This window comes from Serratia sp. Z4 (assembly GCF_009900725.1).
Classification (GTDB): Bacteria; Pseudomonadota; Gammaproteobacteria; order Enterobacterales; family Enterobacteriaceae; genus Serratia; species Serratia nematodiphila.
This window is the reverse complement of sequence record NZ_JAAABD010000001.1, coordinates 450,221-468,916: the sequence shown is the minus strand read 5'-3', so window position 1 is coordinate 468,916 and position 18,696 is coordinate 450,221. Positions and strand designations below refer to the sequence as shown.

19 protein-coding genes are annotated in these 18,696 nt (G+C 60.6%); 10 read left to right on the top strand and 9 right to left on the bottom strand.

What is annotated here, in order from left to right:
- Positions 1-49: 49 nt before the first annotated feature.
- Both GT753_RS02340 and GT753_RS02335 read right to left on the bottom strand, forming a co-directional pair.
- Complete coding sequence (locus tag GT753_RS02340) at positions 50-979, bottom strand: alpha/beta fold hydrolase (protein WP_230857976.1); 930 nt, start codon at positions 977-979, stop codon at positions 50-52.
- 116 nt (positions 980-1,095) lie between these two features.
- Positions 1,096-1,500: a VOC family protein gene (locus tag GT753_RS02335; protein WP_015377047.1), complete on the bottom strand. Its 405-nt coding sequence runs from the start codon at positions 1,498-1,500 to the stop codon at positions 1,096-1,098.
- Between the two features lie 76 nt (positions 1,501-1,576).
- On the opposite strand from GT753_RS02335, the gene GT753_RS02330 reads away from it, so the two are divergent.
- Positions 1,577-2,032 (top strand): GNAT family N-acetyltransferase, encoded by a 456-nt coding sequence (locus tag GT753_RS02330; protein ID WP_015377046.1) that lies wholly within the window; start codon positions 1,577-1,579, stop codon positions 2,030-2,032.
- A gap of 34 nt (positions 2,033-2,066) precedes the next feature.
- Here the strand turns inward: GT753_RS02330 and pbpG are convergent, their stop codons facing one another.
- The 3 genes from pbpG to GT753_RS02315 all read right to left on the bottom strand — a co-directional run bounded on the left by pbpG (position 2,067) and on the right by GT753_RS02315 (position 5,241).
- Complete coding sequence (gene pbpG, locus GT753_RS02325) at positions 2,067-2,996, bottom strand: D-alanyl-D-alanine endopeptidase (RefSeq protein WP_048322449.1); 930 nt, start codon at positions 2,994-2,996, stop codon at positions 2,067-2,069.
- Between the two features lie 151 nt (positions 2,997-3,147).
- Positions 3,148-4,251 carry an adenosylhomocysteinase gene (locus tag GT753_RS02320; protein WP_004939682.1) on the bottom strand — a complete coding sequence of 368 codons (1,104 nt, stop codon included), beginning with the start codon at positions 4,249-4,251 and terminating at the stop codon, positions 3,148-3,150.
- Between the two features lie 45 nt (positions 4,252-4,296).
- Positions 4,297-5,241, bottom strand: a complete 945-nt coding sequence (locus GT753_RS02315; RefSeq protein ID WP_015377043.1) for a GlxA family transcriptional regulator — start codon at positions 5,239-5,241, stop codon at positions 4,297-4,299.
- 91 nt (positions 5,242-5,332) lie between these two features.
- Between GT753_RS02315 and GT753_RS02310 the strand changes: the two genes are divergently transcribed.
- The gene (locus GT753_RS02310) at positions 5,333-6,010 is read left to right on the top strand and encodes a DJ-1/PfpI family protein (RefSeq protein WP_160125219.1); all 678 of its coding nucleotides are present in this window, start codon (positions 5,333-5,335) and stop codon (positions 6,008-6,010) included.
- Positions 6,011-6,060: 50 nt separating this feature from the next.
- Positions 6,061-6,624 carry a DedA family protein gene (locus GT753_RS02305; protein ID WP_160125218.1) on the top strand — a complete coding sequence of 188 codons (564 nt, stop codon included), beginning with the start codon at positions 6,061-6,063 and terminating at the stop codon, positions 6,622-6,624.
- Positions 6,625-6,640: 16 nt separating this feature from the next.
- Here the strand turns inward: GT753_RS02305 and GT753_RS02300 are convergent, their stop codons facing one another.
- Complete coding sequence (locus tag GT753_RS02300) at positions 6,641-7,534, bottom strand: LysR family transcriptional regulator (protein WP_004939692.1); 894 nt, start codon at positions 7,532-7,534, stop codon at positions 6,641-6,643.
- A 112-nt stretch (positions 7,535-7,646) separates the two neighbouring features.
- On the opposite strand from GT753_RS02300, the gene GT753_RS02295 reads away from it, so the two are divergent.
- Positions 7,647-8,084: a PACE efflux transporter gene (locus GT753_RS02295; RefSeq protein ID WP_004939694.1), complete on the top strand. Its 438-nt coding sequence runs from the start codon at positions 7,647-7,649 to the stop codon at positions 8,082-8,084.
- Between the two features lie 434 nt (positions 8,085-8,518).
- Positions 8,519-9,985, top strand: coding sequence for an L-asparagine permease (gene ansP, locus GT753_RS02290; RefSeq protein WP_049239954.1), 1,467 nt, complete (start codon positions 8,519-8,521; stop codon positions 9,983-9,985).
- Positions 9,986-10,023: 38 nt separating this feature from the next.
- Here the strand turns inward: ansP and GT753_RS02285 are convergent, their stop codons facing one another.
- On the bottom strand, positions 10,024-10,803 hold the full coding sequence (locus tag GT753_RS02285; protein ID WP_015377040.1) for a 2OG-Fe(II) oxygenase: 780 nt from the start codon (positions 10,801-10,803) through the stop codon (positions 10,024-10,026).
- 117 nt (positions 10,804-10,920) lie between these two features.
- On the opposite strand from GT753_RS02285, the gene GT753_RS02280 reads away from it, so the two are divergent.
- Both GT753_RS02280 and GT753_RS02275 read left to right on the top strand, forming a co-directional pair.
- The gene (locus GT753_RS02280; RefSeq protein WP_075684758.1) at positions 10,921-11,814 is read left to right on the top strand and encodes a LysR substrate-binding domain-containing protein; all 894 of its coding nucleotides are present in this window, start codon (positions 10,921-10,923) and stop codon (positions 11,812-11,814) included.
- Between the two features lie 203 nt (positions 11,815-12,017).
- Positions 12,018-13,838, top strand: a complete 1,821-nt coding sequence (locus tag GT753_RS02275; RefSeq protein ID WP_160125217.1) for a hypothetical protein — start codon at positions 12,018-12,020, stop codon at positions 13,836-13,838.
- 32 nt (positions 13,839-13,870) lie between these two features.
- Here the strand turns inward: GT753_RS02275 and GT753_RS02270 are convergent, their stop codons facing one another.
- Complete coding sequence (locus GT753_RS02270) at positions 13,871-14,623, bottom strand: SDR family NAD(P)-dependent oxidoreductase (protein WP_160125216.1); 753 nt, start codon at positions 14,621-14,623, stop codon at positions 13,871-13,873.
- Between the two features lie 305 nt (positions 14,624-14,928).
- Here GT753_RS02270 and pyk point away from each other — a divergent pair, with 305 nt between their 5' ends.
- The 3 genes from pyk to GT753_RS02255 are packed head-to-tail and all read left to right on the top strand — an operon-like array spanning position 14,929 to position 18,036.
- Complete coding sequence (gene pyk, locus GT753_RS02265; protein ID WP_015377038.1) at positions 14,929-16,362, top strand: pyruvate kinase; 1,434 nt, start codon at positions 14,929-14,931, stop codon at positions 16,360-16,362.
- Positions 16,362-17,096 (top strand): TSUP family transporter, encoded by a 735-nt coding sequence (locus GT753_RS02260; protein ID WP_015377037.1) that lies wholly within the window; start codon positions 16,362-16,364, stop codon positions 17,094-17,096. The genes pyk and GT753_RS02260 overlap by 1 nt, the downstream gene beginning before the upstream one ends.
- 7 nt (positions 17,097-17,103) lie before the next feature.
- On the top strand, positions 17,104-18,036 hold the full coding sequence (locus tag GT753_RS02255) for an AEC family transporter (protein WP_015377036.1): 933 nt from the start codon (positions 17,104-17,106) through the stop codon (positions 18,034-18,036).
- Here GT753_RS02255 and GT753_RS02250 read toward each other — a convergent pair.
- A complete protein-coding gene (locus tag GT753_RS02250) occupies positions 17,996-18,616 on the bottom strand; it encodes an HD domain-containing protein (protein ID WP_021503991.1) in 621 nt (206 codons plus the stop codon). The two genes, GT753_RS02255 and GT753_RS02250, sit on opposite strands and share 41 nt — an antisense overlap.
- Positions 18,617-18,696: the final 80 nt, after the last annotated feature.

The following is an 18,696-nucleotide window of genomic DNA, read 5'->3' as shown; positions in this document are numbered from 1 at the left end:
AAGCGTCATAAAAGGATATGGGAGGATCTCGGAAAACGCCGGGTGGACGTTAAGCCCCCTCGCCCGCCAGCCCCTCATCGGATCCGATAGCGGACACACGCGAGATATGTTGAAGGACAAGGCGATGGGCATCAAAGACGCACGATAAATGCGTACTCCCCTCAAGCAAACCAAATGCCACATGCACGCTGCCATGCTGTTCAACGAAACGCTGCATCGCTTGCGCATTGAACAACTCGTCCTGCGCGGCCGCCAGCAGTAAGGTTGGCAATCGCAGCGCCGCCAGTTGCTTGGCCGGGGCGCGAGGCGTCAAGGCGTTAGCCATATTAACGCTGTATTGGCAGATAAAATCGGGGGAGGCGGCCAGTACGGCCAGGGGAAAATTCAGGCTGACCGCCCGAGATTGCCCGAACCATCGCCCACCGCTAAGCGCATTGGCCACAAAAGGCCATTGACGCACCTGAGCAAAACGGGCCGCCGCCGCCAGATCGCGGGCCATCCCGGAAAATGGCCCCAGCTCCGGCGCCAGCAGGATCAGGCTATCCGCCTGCTGCTCACCAGGATAGCGGGTCAGGTAGTTGAGCAACATCCCGGCGCCGCTCGAATGGCCCAGCAGGTGCCTGCGCGCCAACGGAAACCGGCGGCGCATTTCCGCCAGGATGACATCGACATCGCGCCAAATACGCTCAGGCCGCTCAACCGTCCCCCGCTCTCCCGTGGAATCGCCATGTCCGCGAATATCGACCAGGCACACCGCGAGCGTTGGCTCGGCCGCCAACTGGCGCGCCAGGACGTCATACCCGGCGGCGCTGTTAACCCCGCCGCCGTGATACACCACCATCACGTCTTCATTCGCGGCAGTTTGCCGATACAGGCGATAGCTCAATCCCTCAACGCGACCGGACGACATCTCCACATGCCCGCCCGGCCACTCGCCGTAAGACTTCGCTTGCTCAACATAGCGGTCAAAATCAATCAAAGCGCACCTTTCCATGAATGTTGTCGGTATTGCCCACGGCAGAATTCCCTGCCACCACGGGGGTAAGCATATGAAACAACCGCAGGCGCTACCATCCCTTTTGCACGCCCTTGGCGTCAGGGCAGATCCCCCGCCGGCACATTGAGCTGCCAGGAGAGGCCGAAACGATCGTTCAGCCAACCGAACCGGGCGCTGAAGCCGTAGTCATCGAGCGGCATCAGCACCTTGCCGCCTTCCGCCAGCCGGTGGAACGCCCGCTCCAACGCTTCTTCGTTAGGCAGGTTGATGAACAGCGACACCGCCGGGGTGAAGCTGAAGTCATGGCTGATCGGGCTGTCGATGAACACCAGGTTCTGCCGGTCGAAATCGATGGACGCATGCTTGATCAACCGCCGGCCGTCCGGCGTCGGATCGTAATGCTGCACCTGCATGAGCCGAAAACGCTCGAACACCTGGCTGTAAAGGTCGATCGCCCGCTGCGCCTCTCCCTGGAACATGACAAAGGTCGAAACCTGACTCATAACATCCCCTCCGACAATCGTTGTGGTATTAATGGAGGATAGCGGATTACCGTTGAAGCGGCGGAAAGGAGCAATCATGAGCATCATTCATCGCCTGGCGCAGCCGGACGATCTCAACGGCCTGTTAGCCTTGTATCGCGAGCTGCGCCCGCAGGACGCGCCGCTGCGCGCCGACGACGCGCGCCGTGCCCTGCAACGCCTGCTGGACGATCCGGCGATCCGCCTGGTGGTGGCGGCGGACGAGGAACAGCCGATCGCCACCTGCATGCTGGCGCTGATCCCGGGGCTGGCGCATCAGGCGCAGCCGTTCGGCGTCATCGAGCACGTGGTGACGGCGGAGCCCTATCGCGGCCACGGCGTGGCGCTCGCGATGGTCGAATACGCGCTGCAGCTGGCCTGGCGCAAGGGCTGTTACAAGGTGATGCTGCTGTCGGGACAGCAACGCACAGGCGCGCACCAGCTTTATCTCAAAGCGGGTTTCGACGGCGATCGCGAGCGGGGATTTGTCATCAGGCGGCCCGAGGGCCGATAGCGGCCTGCAGCAAAAGAGCAGGCCGCCAGGCGGGTTATTCGCTGTCGTTCTTCGCCAGACGGGCGTCTTTTTGGCGGCGATAGTCACGCGCGGCGGCCGGGATCGGCGTCACCTTGCCGGTTTCAATCCAGCTGCGCAGACGGTTGGCGTCGGCGAAATGGGTGTATTTGCCGAAGGCGTCCAGCACCACCAGCGACACCGAGCGGTTACCGATCACGGTGCGCATCGCCAGGCAGTGCCCCGCCTGGTTGGTGAAGCCGGTCTTGGTCAGCTGAATGTTCCATTTCGGGTTGTACACCAGGTGATTGGTGTTGCGGAACGGCAGCGTGTAGTTCGGATCCTTGAAGCTGGCCATGCGCTCGGTGGTGGTGCTGAGCTGGCCGATCAACGGATATTGCTTGGTGGCGATCAGCAGTTTGGTCAGATCGCGCGCCGTCGACACGTTATGAATAGAGAGCCCGGTCGGTTCCACGTAATGGGTGTTGGTCATACCCAGCGCCCTGGCCTTGGCGTTCATCGCTTTGATGAAGGCGTTGTAGCCCCCCGGATAGTGGTGCGCCAGGCTGGCGGCCGCGCGGTTTTCCGACGACATCAGCGCCAGCAGCAGCATATCTTTGCGGCTGATTTCGCTGTTCAGCCGCACCCGTGAATACACCCCTTTCATCTCCGGCGTCTGGTGGATGTCCACCGACAGCATCTCGTCGAGCGGCAGGTGCGCGTCCAACGTGACCATGGCGGTCATCAGCTTGGTGATCGAGGCGATCGGCACCACTTCATCCGGGTTGCGCGCGTACATCACCTTATGGGTTTGCATATCGACGACCATCGCGCTGCCGGAGGCCAGCTCAGGCTGGGTGGCGTGCAGGGCGGCAGCGTTGTCGCTGGCCAGCGCGCGCGGCGCAAAGCCTGCGCCCGCCTGCAAAGCGAGCAGGGTCAGAACCAAAACACGTATTTTCACAGGCATTACTCTGAAATGGGGGCTTGAACTCAGCGAATTATATGTGAGGGTTCAGCGCTTGGCACTGGGATTATAGGGCGGATTTGTGACAAATTCTGTCGGCCGAAAATCGGCACAGCCCGCGGGCGCTCTGGGATGAACGCCCGCGTAGAAAAAGTTACAGCGCCGGCTGCCAGGCCGACTGCGGCAACAGGTACAACCCCGGCGTTTGCCGCGCCCCTGCACCGACGATATGGCCGATGCCGGCCGCCATCACCGCCAGCGTGACGTCGAAGGCGTTGAGGCTGTCGCCGTAGCCGGCGGTCAGGTTGAACATCGAGCCGTTGGCCAGCAAATAAACCGTCTTCTCATTGAGTTGGTAAGCGTTCACATAAGGCATCGGCTCGTGGTGCGGCAGGCCCTTGAGGAAGCCGACGTCGATCTCTTCCGCCACGTGGCCGACGTTGAGGATAAATACGCCGTCCTGCGCCTGTTGCAGATGCTGCGCCGAAAGCACGTTTTTCGCGCCGGTCGCGGTGGCGATCACGTCCGCCTGCGCGACCCCGCTCGCCAGATCCACCACCTGCCAGCCGTCATAACGCGCCTGCAGCGCACGCGCCGGATCGATTTCCGCCACCATCACCTGGCCGCCGTAGGCCCTGGCCGCGGCCGCCGTCCCCTGCCCGACCAGGCCGTAGCCAATCACCAGCACGCGCTTTTCATGCAGCGTCAAATGGGTGGTCTGGAAGAAGGTGTGCCAGGCGGTCAGCCCAACCATATGCCGATTGTGCAGCCCTTCTTTCACCGGCAGATCGTCCCAGTTGAAGATCGGGTAGCGCGGCGCCACGCCGTTTAACCGATTGATGCCCGATCCGGTGGCCTCCAGCCCGGCGACGATCTGCGGGCCGTTCGGCGATTGGTGCAAACGGGTGGTCAAATCCGCTCCCATTTCGCACAGGTGGGTCGGCTGCCAGGCCAACGCGCGATCGAAAGATTCCGACCATTCGCCGGCGCTCATGTCACGCCAGGCATAGGCCTGCGCGCCCCGCCGTTCCAGCCAGGCCACCACGTCGTCCTGCACCGTAGTGGGATTGCAGGTGGTCAGAAAGATCGCCGCGCCCTTGTCCAGCAGGCCGGCCACCAGCGGCGCCATTTTCAGATCCAGGTGCATATTGCACGCCAGCCGCACCCCGTGCAGGTCCGGCAACGCCGCCACCGCCGCCCGGGTGCGCGGCATATGACGCATCGCCCAGCTCAATTCACTGTCAAAATCCTGATACATCCGTTGCTCCTCTGGTGTACCCCGCCGCTAGGCGTGGCAAAAAAGTTATCCCGCGCGGCCGAGCCGGCGGATCGCCTGCGGCGACAGGCCAAATACGCGGATAAACGCCCGCCTCATGCGTTCCGGATCGCTGAACCCCACCGAGCGGGCGATCGCTTCCAGCGGCTCGGCGCTCTCTTCGATGCGCACCCTGGCCGCCTCTACCCGCAATTGCTCGACCACCTTGGCCGGCGTCTGCCCGGTTTCAGCGCGGAACAGCCGGCCGAATTGCCGCTCGCTCAGGCAGGCGGCGTCGGCCAGATCCGCCACCGACAGCGGCTGGTGCAAATGTTCACGCGCGTACGACAGCGCGGCGCGCATGCGATCCGACGACGGGTTCAACGCCAGCAGCAGCGAGTACTGCGACTGCCCGCCGGGGCGGCGGTGATAGACCACCAGCTGCCGCGCCACGGCCGCCGCCAGGGTGGCGCCCAGATCGTCCTCGATCAGCGCCAGCGCCAGATCGATGCCGGCGCTGATGCCCGCCGAGGTCCAGATATCGCCGTCGCGGATGAAAATGCGGTTGCTGTCGACGCGGATACGCGGATAACTCTGCTGCAACCGCGCCGCATGATACCAGTGAGTGGTGGCGCGTTTGCCGTCCAGCAGCCCGCAGGCCGCCAGAATAAACGCCCCGGTGCATACGCTGGCGATACGCCGCGCTCGTCGGCTTTGGTTGGCCAGGAACGCCACCAGCGCCGGTGACTGCGCCGCCATCACGTTGCCGCTGCCGCCGGCCACTACCAACGTATCGAAACGCTCGTCGCCGCACGGCTGCGTGGCGATTTCCACCCCGGCCGAGCTGGCGACCATACCGCCCTGCGGCGAGATCGCCACGCAGCGGTAGGCCGGCGGGTCAGTGAACTGGTTGACGTTATCGAACGCCGCCAGCGGGCCGGCAAAGTCCAGCAGGTTGAAACCGGGAAAAACCACAAAACCGATCGTTTTCATGATGGCGCTTTTTGAGGGTTATCTGTCATATCAGCCAAATGCAGGGCGGCTATTATGGCTCAGGTCCAACGATAAAAATGAGGCGAATGTCATGTCTGAACCACTGGTGATTGTATTTCCCATCTATCAAGGCGTCACCCAGCTCGACTTCACGGGCCCACTGCAGTTCCTGCGCCGCATGCCGGGCGCGGAAATCATCGTCGCCTCGGTAGACGGCGCGGATGTCGAGTCGGAAGGCTTGCACTTCACCCAGCTGCGCCCGCTGCCGGAGATCGCACGCTGCGATGTGCTGTGCGTGCCGGGCGGCAGCGGCTGCACCCAAGCGCTGCAGGATAAAGCATTCATGCGGCAAATCCGGCGGCTGGGCGCCGATGCCCGCTATCTGACTTCGGTATGCACCGGTTCGCTGATCCTGGCCGCCGCCGGCCTGCTGCCGGGCAAACGCGCCGCCTGCCACTGGTCGATGCGCGACAGCCTGAAGCTGTTCGGCGCCATACCCAGCGCTGCACGCGTAGAGCGTGACGGCAACGTGATCAGCGGCGGCGGCGTTACCGCCGGCATCGATTTCGCGCTGGCGCTGATCGCCGAACTGCACGGCGAAGACACTGCCCAAACGATCCAACTCTATCTGGAATACGCCCCGGCCCCGCCGTTCACGGGCGGCACGCCGGAACTGGCCCCGCCGCACATTTACGCCAGGGTACAGGCACAAATGGCGGAAAGTCTGGCGCAGCGCAGAGCGTTGGTGGCCCAGATCGCCCAAGGCTAGCGATCGGGCGTATACTTGCCCTTATGCGTCAGCCACATAAGGAGTAAGGAATGACCGATTTGGCTCACTACATTACGGACTATGGCTACTGGGCGTTGTTTATCGGCTGCCTGGCTGAGGGGGAAACCATCACGATGCTGGGCGGCATCGCCGCTCATGAAGGGCTGCTGCACTGGCCGTGGGTGATCGCAGTAGTGGCGCTGGGCGGCACGCTGGGGGATCAGTTGCTGTACTTCGCCGGCCGCCGGTTCGAAGGCCGCGTCATCTCGCGGCTCAAGGGGCAGGAAAAGCGCATCGCGCGCGCCAGAAGGCTGATCGCCCGCCACCCGATGCTGTTCGTTATCGGGGTGCGTTTCATGTACGGTTTCCGCATCATCGGCCCGGTGCTGATCGGCGCCAGCCGCCTGCCGCCGTCGCGCTTCGTGCCGCTGAACATCCTCGGCGCCATTCTCTGGGCGACGATCTTCGTCATGCTCGGTTATTTTGGCGGCCAGGCGATCGAACGCTTCGTTACCGGCTTCGACAAAAAGCTCTCCAGCCTGCTGTTTGTCGCGCTGGCGATCGCCGCTATCCTGCTGGTGCGTTTCTGGTGGCGTAAACGCCACCCGGAGTAAGCAAACGCAGCGGGCGTCAGCTTTCCTGCGGCGCCGCGCGCATCAGCTCGACCAGCTCGCGCGCCGCTTTGTCCAACGGGCGGTTCTTCAGCCAGATCAAATGCATCGGCAAGCGCAGCTCGTTCTTGGTGTTTTTGAATTTCAGCCGCACCAGACGCCCCTGCGCCAGCAGCGGCTCGGCCAGCGACAGCGGAAAATTGCCCCACCCCAGGCCCGCTTCCACCATGTTCAGCGCCATCGGCAGGCTGTCGGTGCGCCAGTACGCCTCCGCCACCTGGGGACGCAGATCGCCGATCGGCAGATCGCGGCTGGCCACCATGATCTGCCGCACGTTGACCAGATCCTCGAGAAACAGCTCGCCCGCAGCGCCGTCCAGCGCCGGGTGCTGCGGCGACAGCATCGCCACCAGCGACTCCGCGCCGACGAAGTGGAACTGTTCCGCGCTGTTGACGTTCAGCCCGCCGAACGCCAGACAAACGCCGATGCGCCCCTCGTGCAGCATGTGCAGCACGTCGTCCTGCGGCGCGCTGAGCACTTCGATGTTCAGCAGCGGATAACGCTGCGACAGCGTTTTCACCGCCGCCAGCAGGCCGGCGCCGTTGATATCCGACGCCACGCCGATCGAAAGCCGACTCTCCAGCCCCTGAGACAGTTCGATGGCGTGCACCTGCAGCTGCTTGAGCTGCCCGGCGATCAGGCGGGCGTGCGGCGCCAGGGCCAACGCCAGCGCGGTCGGCGTCGGTTCACGGTGAGAACGGTCGAACAAGGCGAAACCGAGCTCCGCCTCCATGTTGGCGATGGCCATGCTGACGGCGGAGGGCACGCGCCGCAGCGCGCGGGCGGCGGCGGAAAACGAGCCGCGATCGAGCACCGCCAAAAACAGTTCGATGTTGTCGCTGGAAAAATTCATTGTTCAACCTGTCAGATTAACTGACAACTCCTGACTTTTTCTATCAATGTGATTGACGTTATCTTAGCCGCCGTCGCCACAGAGGCAACTAAAAACAGATCGGGAGAAAACGATGCAAGGCGTCAAACGCAAACTGGTGTATGTCACCGCTTATGAAATCATCGGCATGGCGATCTCGGCGCTGGGGCTGGCGCTGCTGTCGGGCCATGCGCCGAGCAGCACCGGGCCGCTGGCGGTGGTGATCACCACCATCGCGGTCAGCTGGAACTTTATTTACAACTATTTATTCGAGTGGTGGGAAAGCCGCCAGGTGTCGCGCACCCGCACGCTCAAACGCCGCATTTTGCACGCCGTCGGCTTTCAGCTAACGCTGGTGGTGTATCTGATCCCGCTGATCGCCTGGTGGATGGGCATCACGCTGTGGCAGGCGCTGCTGCTGGATATGGCGCTGATCGTCATCATTCCTTGCTACACCTTCCTGTTTAACTGGGCGTTCGACAAGCTGTTCGGTCTGCCCGCATCGGCACTGCCGGCCGGTGAATCGGCCTAAGACTCGTTACGCGCCAACCGACCCGCTGCTTTATCCCATTTTCTGCGCGGGTCGCCATTTCCTTCCCCCCTTATTTCTCACCGCGAAATATAAGAACAACACCCTGTAATTTGCACGGTAATTATTATTTTGTGATTTTAATCACTTTTTATTCCTCGATATTTCCGTCTTGATAAAACATCACATCTTTTTGAATAATATATTCTTTTATATTTGGATTAAAAAATAAACACACTTGTTCACGTTTTATGCGCAGTATTTTTTGCCACCATTACGGAGAAAAGGTAGCATGCTTCGCCGTTATTTTAATGATGGCTGTATACACAATAAACAGCGGAATGATGCCACGACCTCATTCTCATAACGATTGGTCATAGCAATCGTTTGCTCTCGGTAAGAGCAGGGTTAACATAGACAGGTAAACAGGACGGATAATGCACTCACAAAAAAAGTCGGCGGATGACAAACACGCCGCCAGAAGACGCTGGCTAGACTCTCATGAATCCGGTTATCACAAAAGCATGGGCAACCGGCAAATCCAAATGATCGCCATCGGCGGCTCCATCGGCACCGGTTTGTTCCTCGGGACCGGGGGCCGTCTCGAACTGGCCGGGCCGGCGCTGGCGCTGGTCTATCTGGTGTGCGGGATCTTCTCTTTCTTCATCCTGCGCGCGCTGGGCGAACTGGTGCTGCATCGCCCTTCCAGCGGCAGCTTCGTTTCTTACGCCCGCGAATTCCTCGGTGAAAAAGCCTCTTACGTCGCCGGCTGGATGTATTTCCTCAACTGGGCAATGACCGGCATCGTCGACATCACCGCCGTGGCGCTGTACATGCACTACTGGGGCACCTTCGCCGACGTGCCGCAATGGCTGTTCGCCCTCGGCGCGCTCGGTATCGTCGCCACCATGAACATGATCGGCGTGAAGTGGTTCGCCGAGATGGAGTTCTGGTTCGCGCTGATCAAGGTCGCCGCCATCGCGCTGTTCCTGATTGTCGGCGTCGTCTTCCTCGGCACCGGCACCCCGGTCGCCGGCCACACCACCGGCATGCACCTGATCACCGAAAACGGCGGCATGTTCCCGCACGGCCTGCTGCCGGCGCTGGTGCTGGTGCAAGGGGTGATCTTCGCCTTCGCCGGCATCGAGCTTATCGGCACCGCCGCCGGCGAGTGTAAAGATCCGGCCAAAATGATGCCTAAAGCGATCAACAGCGTGATCTGGCGTATCGGTCTGTTCTACGTCGGCTCCGTGGTGCTGCTGGTGCTGCTGCTGCCGTGGAACGCCTATCAGGCCGGCCAAAGCCCGTTCGTCACCTTCTTCAGCAAGCTGGGCGTGCCTTACATCGGCACCATCATGAACATCGTGGTGTTGACCGCCGCGCTGTCCAGCCTCAATTCCGGCCTCTACTCCACCGGCCGCATCCTGCGTTCGCTGGCGATGGGCGGCTCCGCGCCGAAGCTGATGGCTAAAATGAGCAGCCAGCAGGTGCCTTACGCCGGCATCCTGGTCACCTGCGGCATCTATGTGATCGGCGTGGTGCTCAACTACTTGGTGCCGGCGCAGGTGTTCGAGATCGTGCTGAACATCGCTTCGCTGGGCATCATCGCCTCCTGGGCGTTTATCATCGTTTGCCAGATGCGCCTGCGCAAAGCCGTGCGCGAAGGCCGCGCGCAGCCGGTGTCGTTCAGAATGCCGGGCGCGCCGTTCACTTCGTGGCTGACGCTGGCGTTTCTGCTGATCGTGGTGGTGATGATGGCCTTCGACTACCCGAACGGCACCTGGACCATCGCCACCATTCCGGTGTTGGCGGTGCTGCTGACGCTGGGCTGGTTCGGCCTGCGCAAACGCGCGCAGGAAGTGAAGCTGGAACAGCAGGCTCACGAAGAACAGAGCCAACGCTGAATCGACAAACCGCCCTCCGGGGCGGTTTTTTTTATCCGCTATAACCGCCCGTAGAACGTCATTCTGGCGCTTTCCGACAGCATCACGTCCGGCTGCGCATTGTAGGCCAACACCACCAGCATGCGCGTGGTGTCGCCTTCGGTCGGCGTCACCCGGTGCATGGCGTTGCGCCCGCGAAACAGCACCAAATCCCCCTCCTCCATCGCCAGCCGTTTGACCGCCCGCTCGCCGTCCAGCACCTGCGTGACCCCGGCATAGTTCATCTCGCCGCGATCGGCGTCGCGCAGGTTCTCCACGTATTCGAAGCGCCCGCCCGCCTGCGGTTTCTGGATCAGCAGCGTGATGGCGAACGAGGAGTTGTCAAAATGCCAGCCCAGCTCCTGACCGGTATGGGCGTAATGCAGGTTGATCGACGACAGCCGATCGGCGTAGGGATACAGCTGCGCCTCGCCCAGCACCGCACACAGGAACGCGCGAAACGCCGGGGCGTCGTACAGCGCGCGCAGCGGCGACTGCGGCGGAATATCCTCGTCGGTAATGCACCCCTTGGACGACACCACCAGCCGGTTGCGCGCGTGATCGGCCGGCAGCGCGTCGTCCTGCGGCCGTAGATACACGTTGTGTTTGCTGGTGGCGTAAAACGCCGCATGGTGCTGTTCAGCGCCCTCCAGCCGCACCGTCGCCAGCGCGGCTTCACGCAGAAATCCCGGCAGCACCAGCGCGCCGGCGCGCGCCAGCGTTTGTCGGCAGCGGGCGCGGAACGCGGCGTCATCGATGGGATGGGCGGACAGATCGATAATATCGGCAAGTGGCGGCATGACGTTCCCCTCGTGTGCGAAAGCCGGATGCCTCTCACTGTAGCGAATGCCGCATTGCCGCCATAACAAAAATACGTTATGGATAAGCTAACGAATTCTTAGCGATAAGCCCTGCTCATGCACTCACCGTCCCGTGCGCGCTTGCCCAAGCTGAGCGCCATTCTGGCGTTCGAAACCGCCGCTCGCACCGGCAGCCTGGCCCGCGCAGCGGATGCGCTGGCGCTGACCGCCGCCGCCGTCAGCCAGCAGATCCGCCAGCTCGAACAACATCTGGGCATCACATTGTTCATTCGCGCCAAAAGCGGCGTCACGCTGACCGAACAGGGCGCGGACTACCTGGCCTATGTTCAGGAGGCGTTTGAAACGCTGCGCGTGGCGCAGCAACACGTCGAACGCCAGCGCGGCAAGCAGACGCTGACGGTGTTCACCTTGCCGGCGTTGGCCTCCAAATGGCTGAACCCGGCGCTGGGCGACTGGCTGGCGCAGTGCCCCGACGGCGATCTGCGGCTGCACGCGACCCATGCGGCGGTCGATTTCGCCCATTCGGCGGCGGATTTCGCCCTGTGCTTCGGCGATCAGGATTACCCGCTGCTGGAAAAGGTGCAGCTGTTTCAGGATCGGGTGCAGCCGGTATGCAGCCCGGCGCTGCGCGATCGCGGCGACTGGACGCAGCTGCCGCTGATCCACGTCGACTGGGGCAAGGAGAGCCAGTTTCTGCCGGGCTGGCACGAGTGGTTCACCGCCGCCGATCGGTCGCCGCCGCCGCGGCGCGGGCTGACCTATAACCTGACCTCGCTGGCCATCGACGCCGCCGTACAAGGGCGCGGGGTGCTGCTCGGCCAGCGGCGGCTGATCGCCCGTGAACTGGCGGAGGGCCGGCTGGTCACCCTGGCCGAACCGGCGCTGCCGCTCAGCAAACCCTACTACGTGGTTTACCCGCCGCGCACGCTGGAAAAACCCGGCGCAGCGGCGTTTCTCCGCTGGCTGCAAACCCTCGCACCTACAGACTAAGCCGGAACCCCGGCGGCGATGTTTGCTAGCGTCAGGCACAACCCCGCACGCTTAAGCCTCTTGCCTTAGCCTGTTAATTTATCTCTGCCGACCGGGATCGCGAACCGATTCGCCCTGCGGTCGCACTGCCATTTCCCTATGCCGTCGCCTCTGCAATCGCCACATTGCGCCGGCCTCTTATTGTCCAAAACGAGGGTTATTCCATGATTTCATTAAATGATTACGCCAACCTACGCAGCTATGCCGGTAGCGAAACCGCAGTGATGCTCGAAAACCGCTACCACCACGGCGTATTTGCCCGAGACGATGCGGATGTCACCAGCCAGGACAATGGCGTCACCCTGCTCGTCGACGCGCAGAACCGCCGCTGGAAGCGCATCATCAATGACGGTGACTACAGCATCGATTGGTGGCACCTGCCGGGTGACGAACTGGATTACTCTCTGACCATCACCCGCGCATGCAACTTCTTGCAGGTCAAAGGCGAAGAGTGGTGGCAACTGCCGATCCCGACCACCCCGGCGGGGATCACCCTGGTTGGCCCCGGCGGCGTTCGCCCTTGTAAAACCACTGCCAACCTGAAGCTGTGGAAAAACGCCGTCGATTTTAAAGGCACCATTCTGGATTTCAGCGGCGCCGCCAACATCGAGTGCGTGCGCGTGCAATACTCTCTGGGAGCGCCGGCGATTTATAACCTGCGCATCGTGGGTGCCCCTGGCGCGGCGGCCAACCTGCGCGGTCTGTGCGTCTACAGCGATGCCTCAAACATGCATGGCCTGCCGGCCTGCCAGCTGCTGGTGCAAAACGTCTGGCTAACCAACCTGTATAAAGGCATCGTCTTCGGCAATAACGCCTATATCCAGAGCTGGCACAGCATCATGGTGCGCGGCTGTTTCTGGCCGATCTGGTCTGAAACCACCGCCAACGCCGGCGAAAAAATCGTCTTCTACAAATGCCTGTTCGGCGACAGCAGAAACTATTATCAGGGGGTGCATGCCCTGGCCTTCCGCGATTGTTCGTTCGACTACAGCGGTTTTAGCAATGAAACCGAACAGTTGGCCAACACCGACTATGGCTTGTTCGATCTTAAAGGCGGCATGCTAGACTTTAAAAACTGCCACTTCGAATGGGGCAACGCCAACTGCCGCAACTACCGGCCGGTCTTTACCAGCGACAACGGCGGTACGGTAAAAATCAAAGACAGCCAATGGCACAGCGTGATGACCAACAACACCGATGCCGGCAGCAGCGTGCCTTACCAATACGTCGAGTATTTCTACTTCGACAAATCCAGCGACCTGATCGGAAAATGTTATATCGACGGTTTCGATCTGGTGAACGCCGACATTAAAAAAGGCTGGTCCAACAACCATATTGAGATGAAAAAGATCGTCGCGCCCGGCTACATCAACATGTGGCGCCTGCTCTATCTGGGCGATGGCGTCAACCATCTGCCGGAGCCCACCTGGAAAGAGAGCAGTGCGCTGGCGCTGAATAATGTCTACGCCTTCGGCGGCGCACGCGTTTCACAAACGGAAACCGCCGATTTGGCGGTAACGCTGCAAAACGGCGTGCTCACCGCCACCACCAAAACGGCGACAACGGCCGACAAGCGCATCGAGATCTACTTCCCCATCGCGAAAAACGATCTGGTGCTGTGGCGCGCCACGTTGGCAAACCTAAAAGGCCAGAACAGCCTTGATGTCACAATCGGCACCTACCAAGGAAAGTATGTGCTGAACGGCGATGCCGGCGTCACTACCCTACTGGAAAAAGCTTGCCAGTGGGGGCGCACCGGCACGGTAACGCCGGCCGCTTCGGCAACGATGACCTCGGATCGCATCACTGCGCTTAACTCGTCGGAATATTTGCCGTTGCCTGAGGGCTATGTCAATTATGCTCGCATCGCCATCGTGCTGAAAAACTTTGTCGGTAGCGCCGCTCAGCCCACCTCGGTGGACATCACCCAACTGTTGTGCCAAAAGATCGACATCGTCTCCCGCAACCCGCGTAAATCCTGGTAACCGAACGGGCCCCGTCAGGGGCCTGTTTTCCATTAACGCGCGGTATAACCGCCGTCGATGCTGTAAAATGCACCGGTGGTGAAACTGCTGTCGTCCGAAAGCAGGAAAGCCACCGTTTTCGCCACTTCTTCCCGCGTCGCCATTCTCCCCATCGGGTGCGAAGCGGCCATCTGCGCCCGCGCCGACGCCGGCAGTTCCCCCATCGCCGGCGTATCTACATAACCCGGCCCGACGGCGTTGACGCGCACGCCGCGCGTAGCGAATTCCAGCGCCGCCGAGCGCGTCAGGCCCAGCACGCCATGCTTGGCGGCGGTATAGGGCGCAATCCCGGCAATGCCCACCACGCCGTTGGCGGAAGAGAGGTTCACCACCGCCCCGCCGCCGCCGGCGACGATCGCCGGCAGGCCGTACTTCATGCCGAAAAACGTGCCGCTCAGGCAGGTGGCGATCACCTCATGCCAATCTTCGACCGCGTACCGATCGATATCCACCTCGTGCGGGCCGGTGATCCCGGCGTTGTTGACCAGCAGATGCAGCGCGCCGCAGCGCCGCACGATCTCTTCAATCCCCTGTTGCACCGACTGCGCGTCGCGCACGTCCATCCGCAACGTCATCACCCGCCGGCCGTCGGGATCGAGCCGCGCGGCGGCGGCGGTGAGAGGCGCTGCGTGGCGGCCGGTCATCACCACCGTGGCTCCGCGCCGAAACAGCTCGGCGGCGATCGCTTCGCCAATGCCGGTGGACGCGCCGGTCACCAGCGCCACCCGATGTTTAAAATCTTGCATAGCCGTTCTCCTGCCAAGTTGAGTTCAAGGGGAACAGGCTAGCGCCGGCAAGTGACAGTTTGCGGCAGCAGTGATGCCCAACACGGCGAGGAATAAAAGGAGTAATGCTTATCAATATTTTATCTATACGATGGAAGTAAATTGTATAACCATTTTATTTTCATCATTAAATGTATAAGGCGCACCCGCTCTGACGCCAAAACTCATTATAACTTTTTATATATTAGTTAGATTAAACCCCTATTTTCCCCGCTGTCACAAAACTGTCATAGATAAATGCATCTTAACTTTTCGGAGCATTTATCATGGCAAAGACTCGCATTATCGCTACCATCGGCCCCGCCTCTCGCCATATCAACACGTTGGCAGCGCTGGAAAAAGCCGGCATGTCCGTCGCCCGATTGAACGGTTCGCACAACACGCTCGACTGGCATGCGGAAACCATCGCCCTGCTGCGTAAAACGTTGCCGGATACGCCGGTGCTGTTGGACATTCCCGGTAGAAAAATCCGCACATTGCAACTGAAACACGAACCCTCATTCACTAAAGGGCAAACGCTGATCCTCACGACCGATACCTCACATAACGGGGAGGAAAAAGTCCCGGTGGGGTACGGCCGGTTGCATGAACGGCTGACGGTGGGTGATAAGGTTTTCGCCGATGATGGCACCCTCTCGTTCCAGGTCGTTAACATCGTCGATCGGGACATCTACCTGCAGGCCGACATGGACGGCCAACTGAAAAGCCGCAAAGGCATCAATGTGCCTGGCATCGATCTCGGGCAGGCGCTGATAACGGAGAAAGATCGCGACATGATCGCCTTCGCCAAAGCGCATCAAGTGGACTACATCGGCATAAGCTTCGTCGAAAGCGCGGCACACATCAACGCGATCAGAACGCTGATCGGAGGCGATACGCCCCGCATCGTGGCGAAAGTGGAAAACAGCGGCGGCATAGAGCATCTGGAGGAAGTCATCGCCGCCGCCGACGTTATCATGATCGATCGCGGCGATCTGGCGGTGGAAACCTCGATCGACCGCGTTTCTCTCTACCAAAAACAGATCCTCCGAGCCGCCTCCCATGCGGGCAAACCCACCATCGTAGCGACGGAATTGCTGCACAGCATGATAGAGAACCCGCTGCCAACCAAAGCGGAGGTCAGCGACATCACCAACGCGGTGCTGGATGGTGCCGCGGCGGTGATGCTCTCCGGTGAAACCGCCGTAGGCCGCTATCCTCTGGAGGCCGTTGCCCGTATCGCCAGCGTAGCCCATCAGGCGGAACAGCATTTAGCGCATGCGCCCCACTCATCCCCCCCTGCGCAGGTTGACGATATTCGACAGGCTGTCGGCGCCCTTATCCGCGCCTTGCCGATCTCCCGGGTGGTGGTGTTTTCTCGCACAGGTTACAGCGTGCGCATCGCCGCCATGGCCAACATCGGCATCCCGATCGTCGCATTCGGCAACGATGCGGCGACGGTGCGCAGCTGGAATATGCTGCCAGGCATCACCGGCCTGACATTGCCTCGGATCGATCTGACACAGCCGGAAACCGAACGTTTGGCTCTGAATGTCCTGTCAGACAATGGATTGATAAATCGGCACGATGTTTTGCTGCTGGTCAGCGCCCAGCAAGACAATCAGCATATCAGCGGGAATATCTTGCGCACGCTCAGCGCCGATGCCTACCTGCAATCTGACGCGGCGCGGGAACCCTACCGGAAAGAAGAGGTGGCCTGATGGATAATCATGCGTTGTTCTATCTGGTGATTGCGCTATTTGCCGTGATCCAATCGGTTTTCGGCATGGGCATCTTGGTGTTCGGTACACCGACGCTATTAATGCTGGGCGTTGATTTCTCCTCCGTACTTGGGCTGCTGCTGCCGTCGTCGGTGCTGATCTCTCTGACGCAGACGCTTGGCGCCCGACGAATTGCTTTTCCCGCTCGCGAAAAGGTCAATATGCTGATTTGCGCCATTTTCGTCATTCTGGCGCTGAGCCTGGTCTTGCATTCGACGGTGAAGATGAATGTCGATCTGCTGGTGGGCGCCATCCTGCTGTTTTCCGCCTTGATGCGCTTTCGTCTGTCACTGCAGGAAACCGTGAAGCGTTATCTCGGCAAACATCAGCGCGCTTATATCGCAGTCATGGGCCTGATACATGGCGTCACCAACATGGGTGGCGCCTTGCTGGCACTCTACGCTACCGCCAGCCATCGCGAGAAACTGGAGATAAGAACCACCGTCTCCCGTTATTACCTGATGTTCGGTTTAATCCAATTGGCCACGCTGGCCTGCATTAAATGGCAAGCCCTGAACCTCGACGGTTTCGCCGCGGCACCGCTGGCTCTGCTGGTGTATCTGGTCGTCGGCAATCTGCTGTTCAAGAGAACCAGCGCTCCCGTTTATGAAAAAATGGTAACCGGCTTTATTGCCTTCTATGGCGTGGCCGTTCTCACTAAAGGCTATTTATAGGCTCCCCATGACGACGACTCTCTTTTCTCTGATCCCGGTGATATTTTTAATCGCCATGGGATTCACTCTGCGGCACAAAAACCTGATCGATCGGGCTTTCTGGCTGCCCTGCGAGAAGCTGAACTACTTTTATCTCTTCCCGGCGCTGATGTTTATTCAGGTCGGCAAAGCCGACCTGAGCCAGTTTCCGGTACGGCCGATCGCCCTGTCGGTCCTGGGCGCCGTGTTGATCGGCGCCTTGTCGTTGTACCTCTGGCGAATCTGGCTAAAACAGCCCGGGCCGGTTTTCTCTTCCGTCATACAGGGCGCTCTGCGCCCCAATACCTACATCGGGGTTGCCGCAGCGGCGGCGACTTTCGGCCACACCGGCCTGACGGTGACCTCAATCAGCATCGCCGTCGCCATCCCGCTGTTGAACGTGGCCTCGATTGTCATACTGATGCATTACGGCCAGGGCTCCCGCCCCGGCGGCAGACAGATCGCCAAAGCGCTGGGGAAAAACCCAGTGATCCTTTCGGTCTTGGCCGGTCTGGCCTTCAATGCCAGCGGCTGGTCGCTCGGCACGGCGCTGGAGAACATTCTCACCATTCTCGGCGGCGCCTCTCTGCCGTTGGGGTTGCTGGCGGTCGGCGCGGGGCTGGATATCAAAGCGGCGCGTACGGCACAGGGCCCCGTACTGCAATCGACCTTCGTCAAGTTACTGCTGGTACCGCTGTTGACGCTGGGAATCGGCATCACCCTGGGCATCTCCGGCCCGGTGCTGGCGACTATCGTCCTGTTTAACGCCTTACCCTGTACACCTTCCGCCTACATCATGGCGAAACTGCTGGGCGGCGATCATCGCTTGTCGGCCGGTATCATCACGATCCAAACGTTGCTGGCGGCGGTCACCATTCCTGTTATTTTGCTGCTGACCCAGTTTTCAGCTCATCCAGCTTAAGATGGGCCTCATACTTCCGCCACAACGCGTCGAACCAGCCGTCGTCTCCATGACGATCGTTGATGCGCTCGATCGCTTCCGCACACTGTCGGCGGGCCAAGGCCAACAGGCCGGCCTCGCCCGCCGATAAAACAGCCAATAAGCGCGCCATTTCCACCAGATAGTGACGGGCAAAGGAGACATCGTAATCGGTAATGTTTTTGCTGTTGTCAATCAAGTCGCACAGTTTGATGGTCTGCGCTTCCGCACAGGCCTGCGCGCTGTGCTGCAGATTGGCATTTTTACGGTGCAGACGCTCACCGCCGTAGCTGCGAGGCTGCACGTCGGTCAACATTTCCACATAACGCTCGACCGTCGGACCGAATTCTCGCCGGATATCCGCCAGGGTCACCGCCGTATCTTCTACCGTATCATGCAGCCAGGCAGCGGCGACCATTTCTGGCGTCGGCTCAGCCCGCTGCAGCAAATCCACCACCGCCGCGGGGTGCACGATATACGGCTCTCCGGTGAACTTGCGCCGCTGATTGCAGGCATGGTGAGCGTCATTGGCAAATCGCTGCGCTTTCAAGGTTAAATCCATACTTTCTCCTTATCCATATCGATTCAGTGTAACGGCAGCCATGCTGACATCTGAGTCGATTTGGTTATGAGTTATGCCAA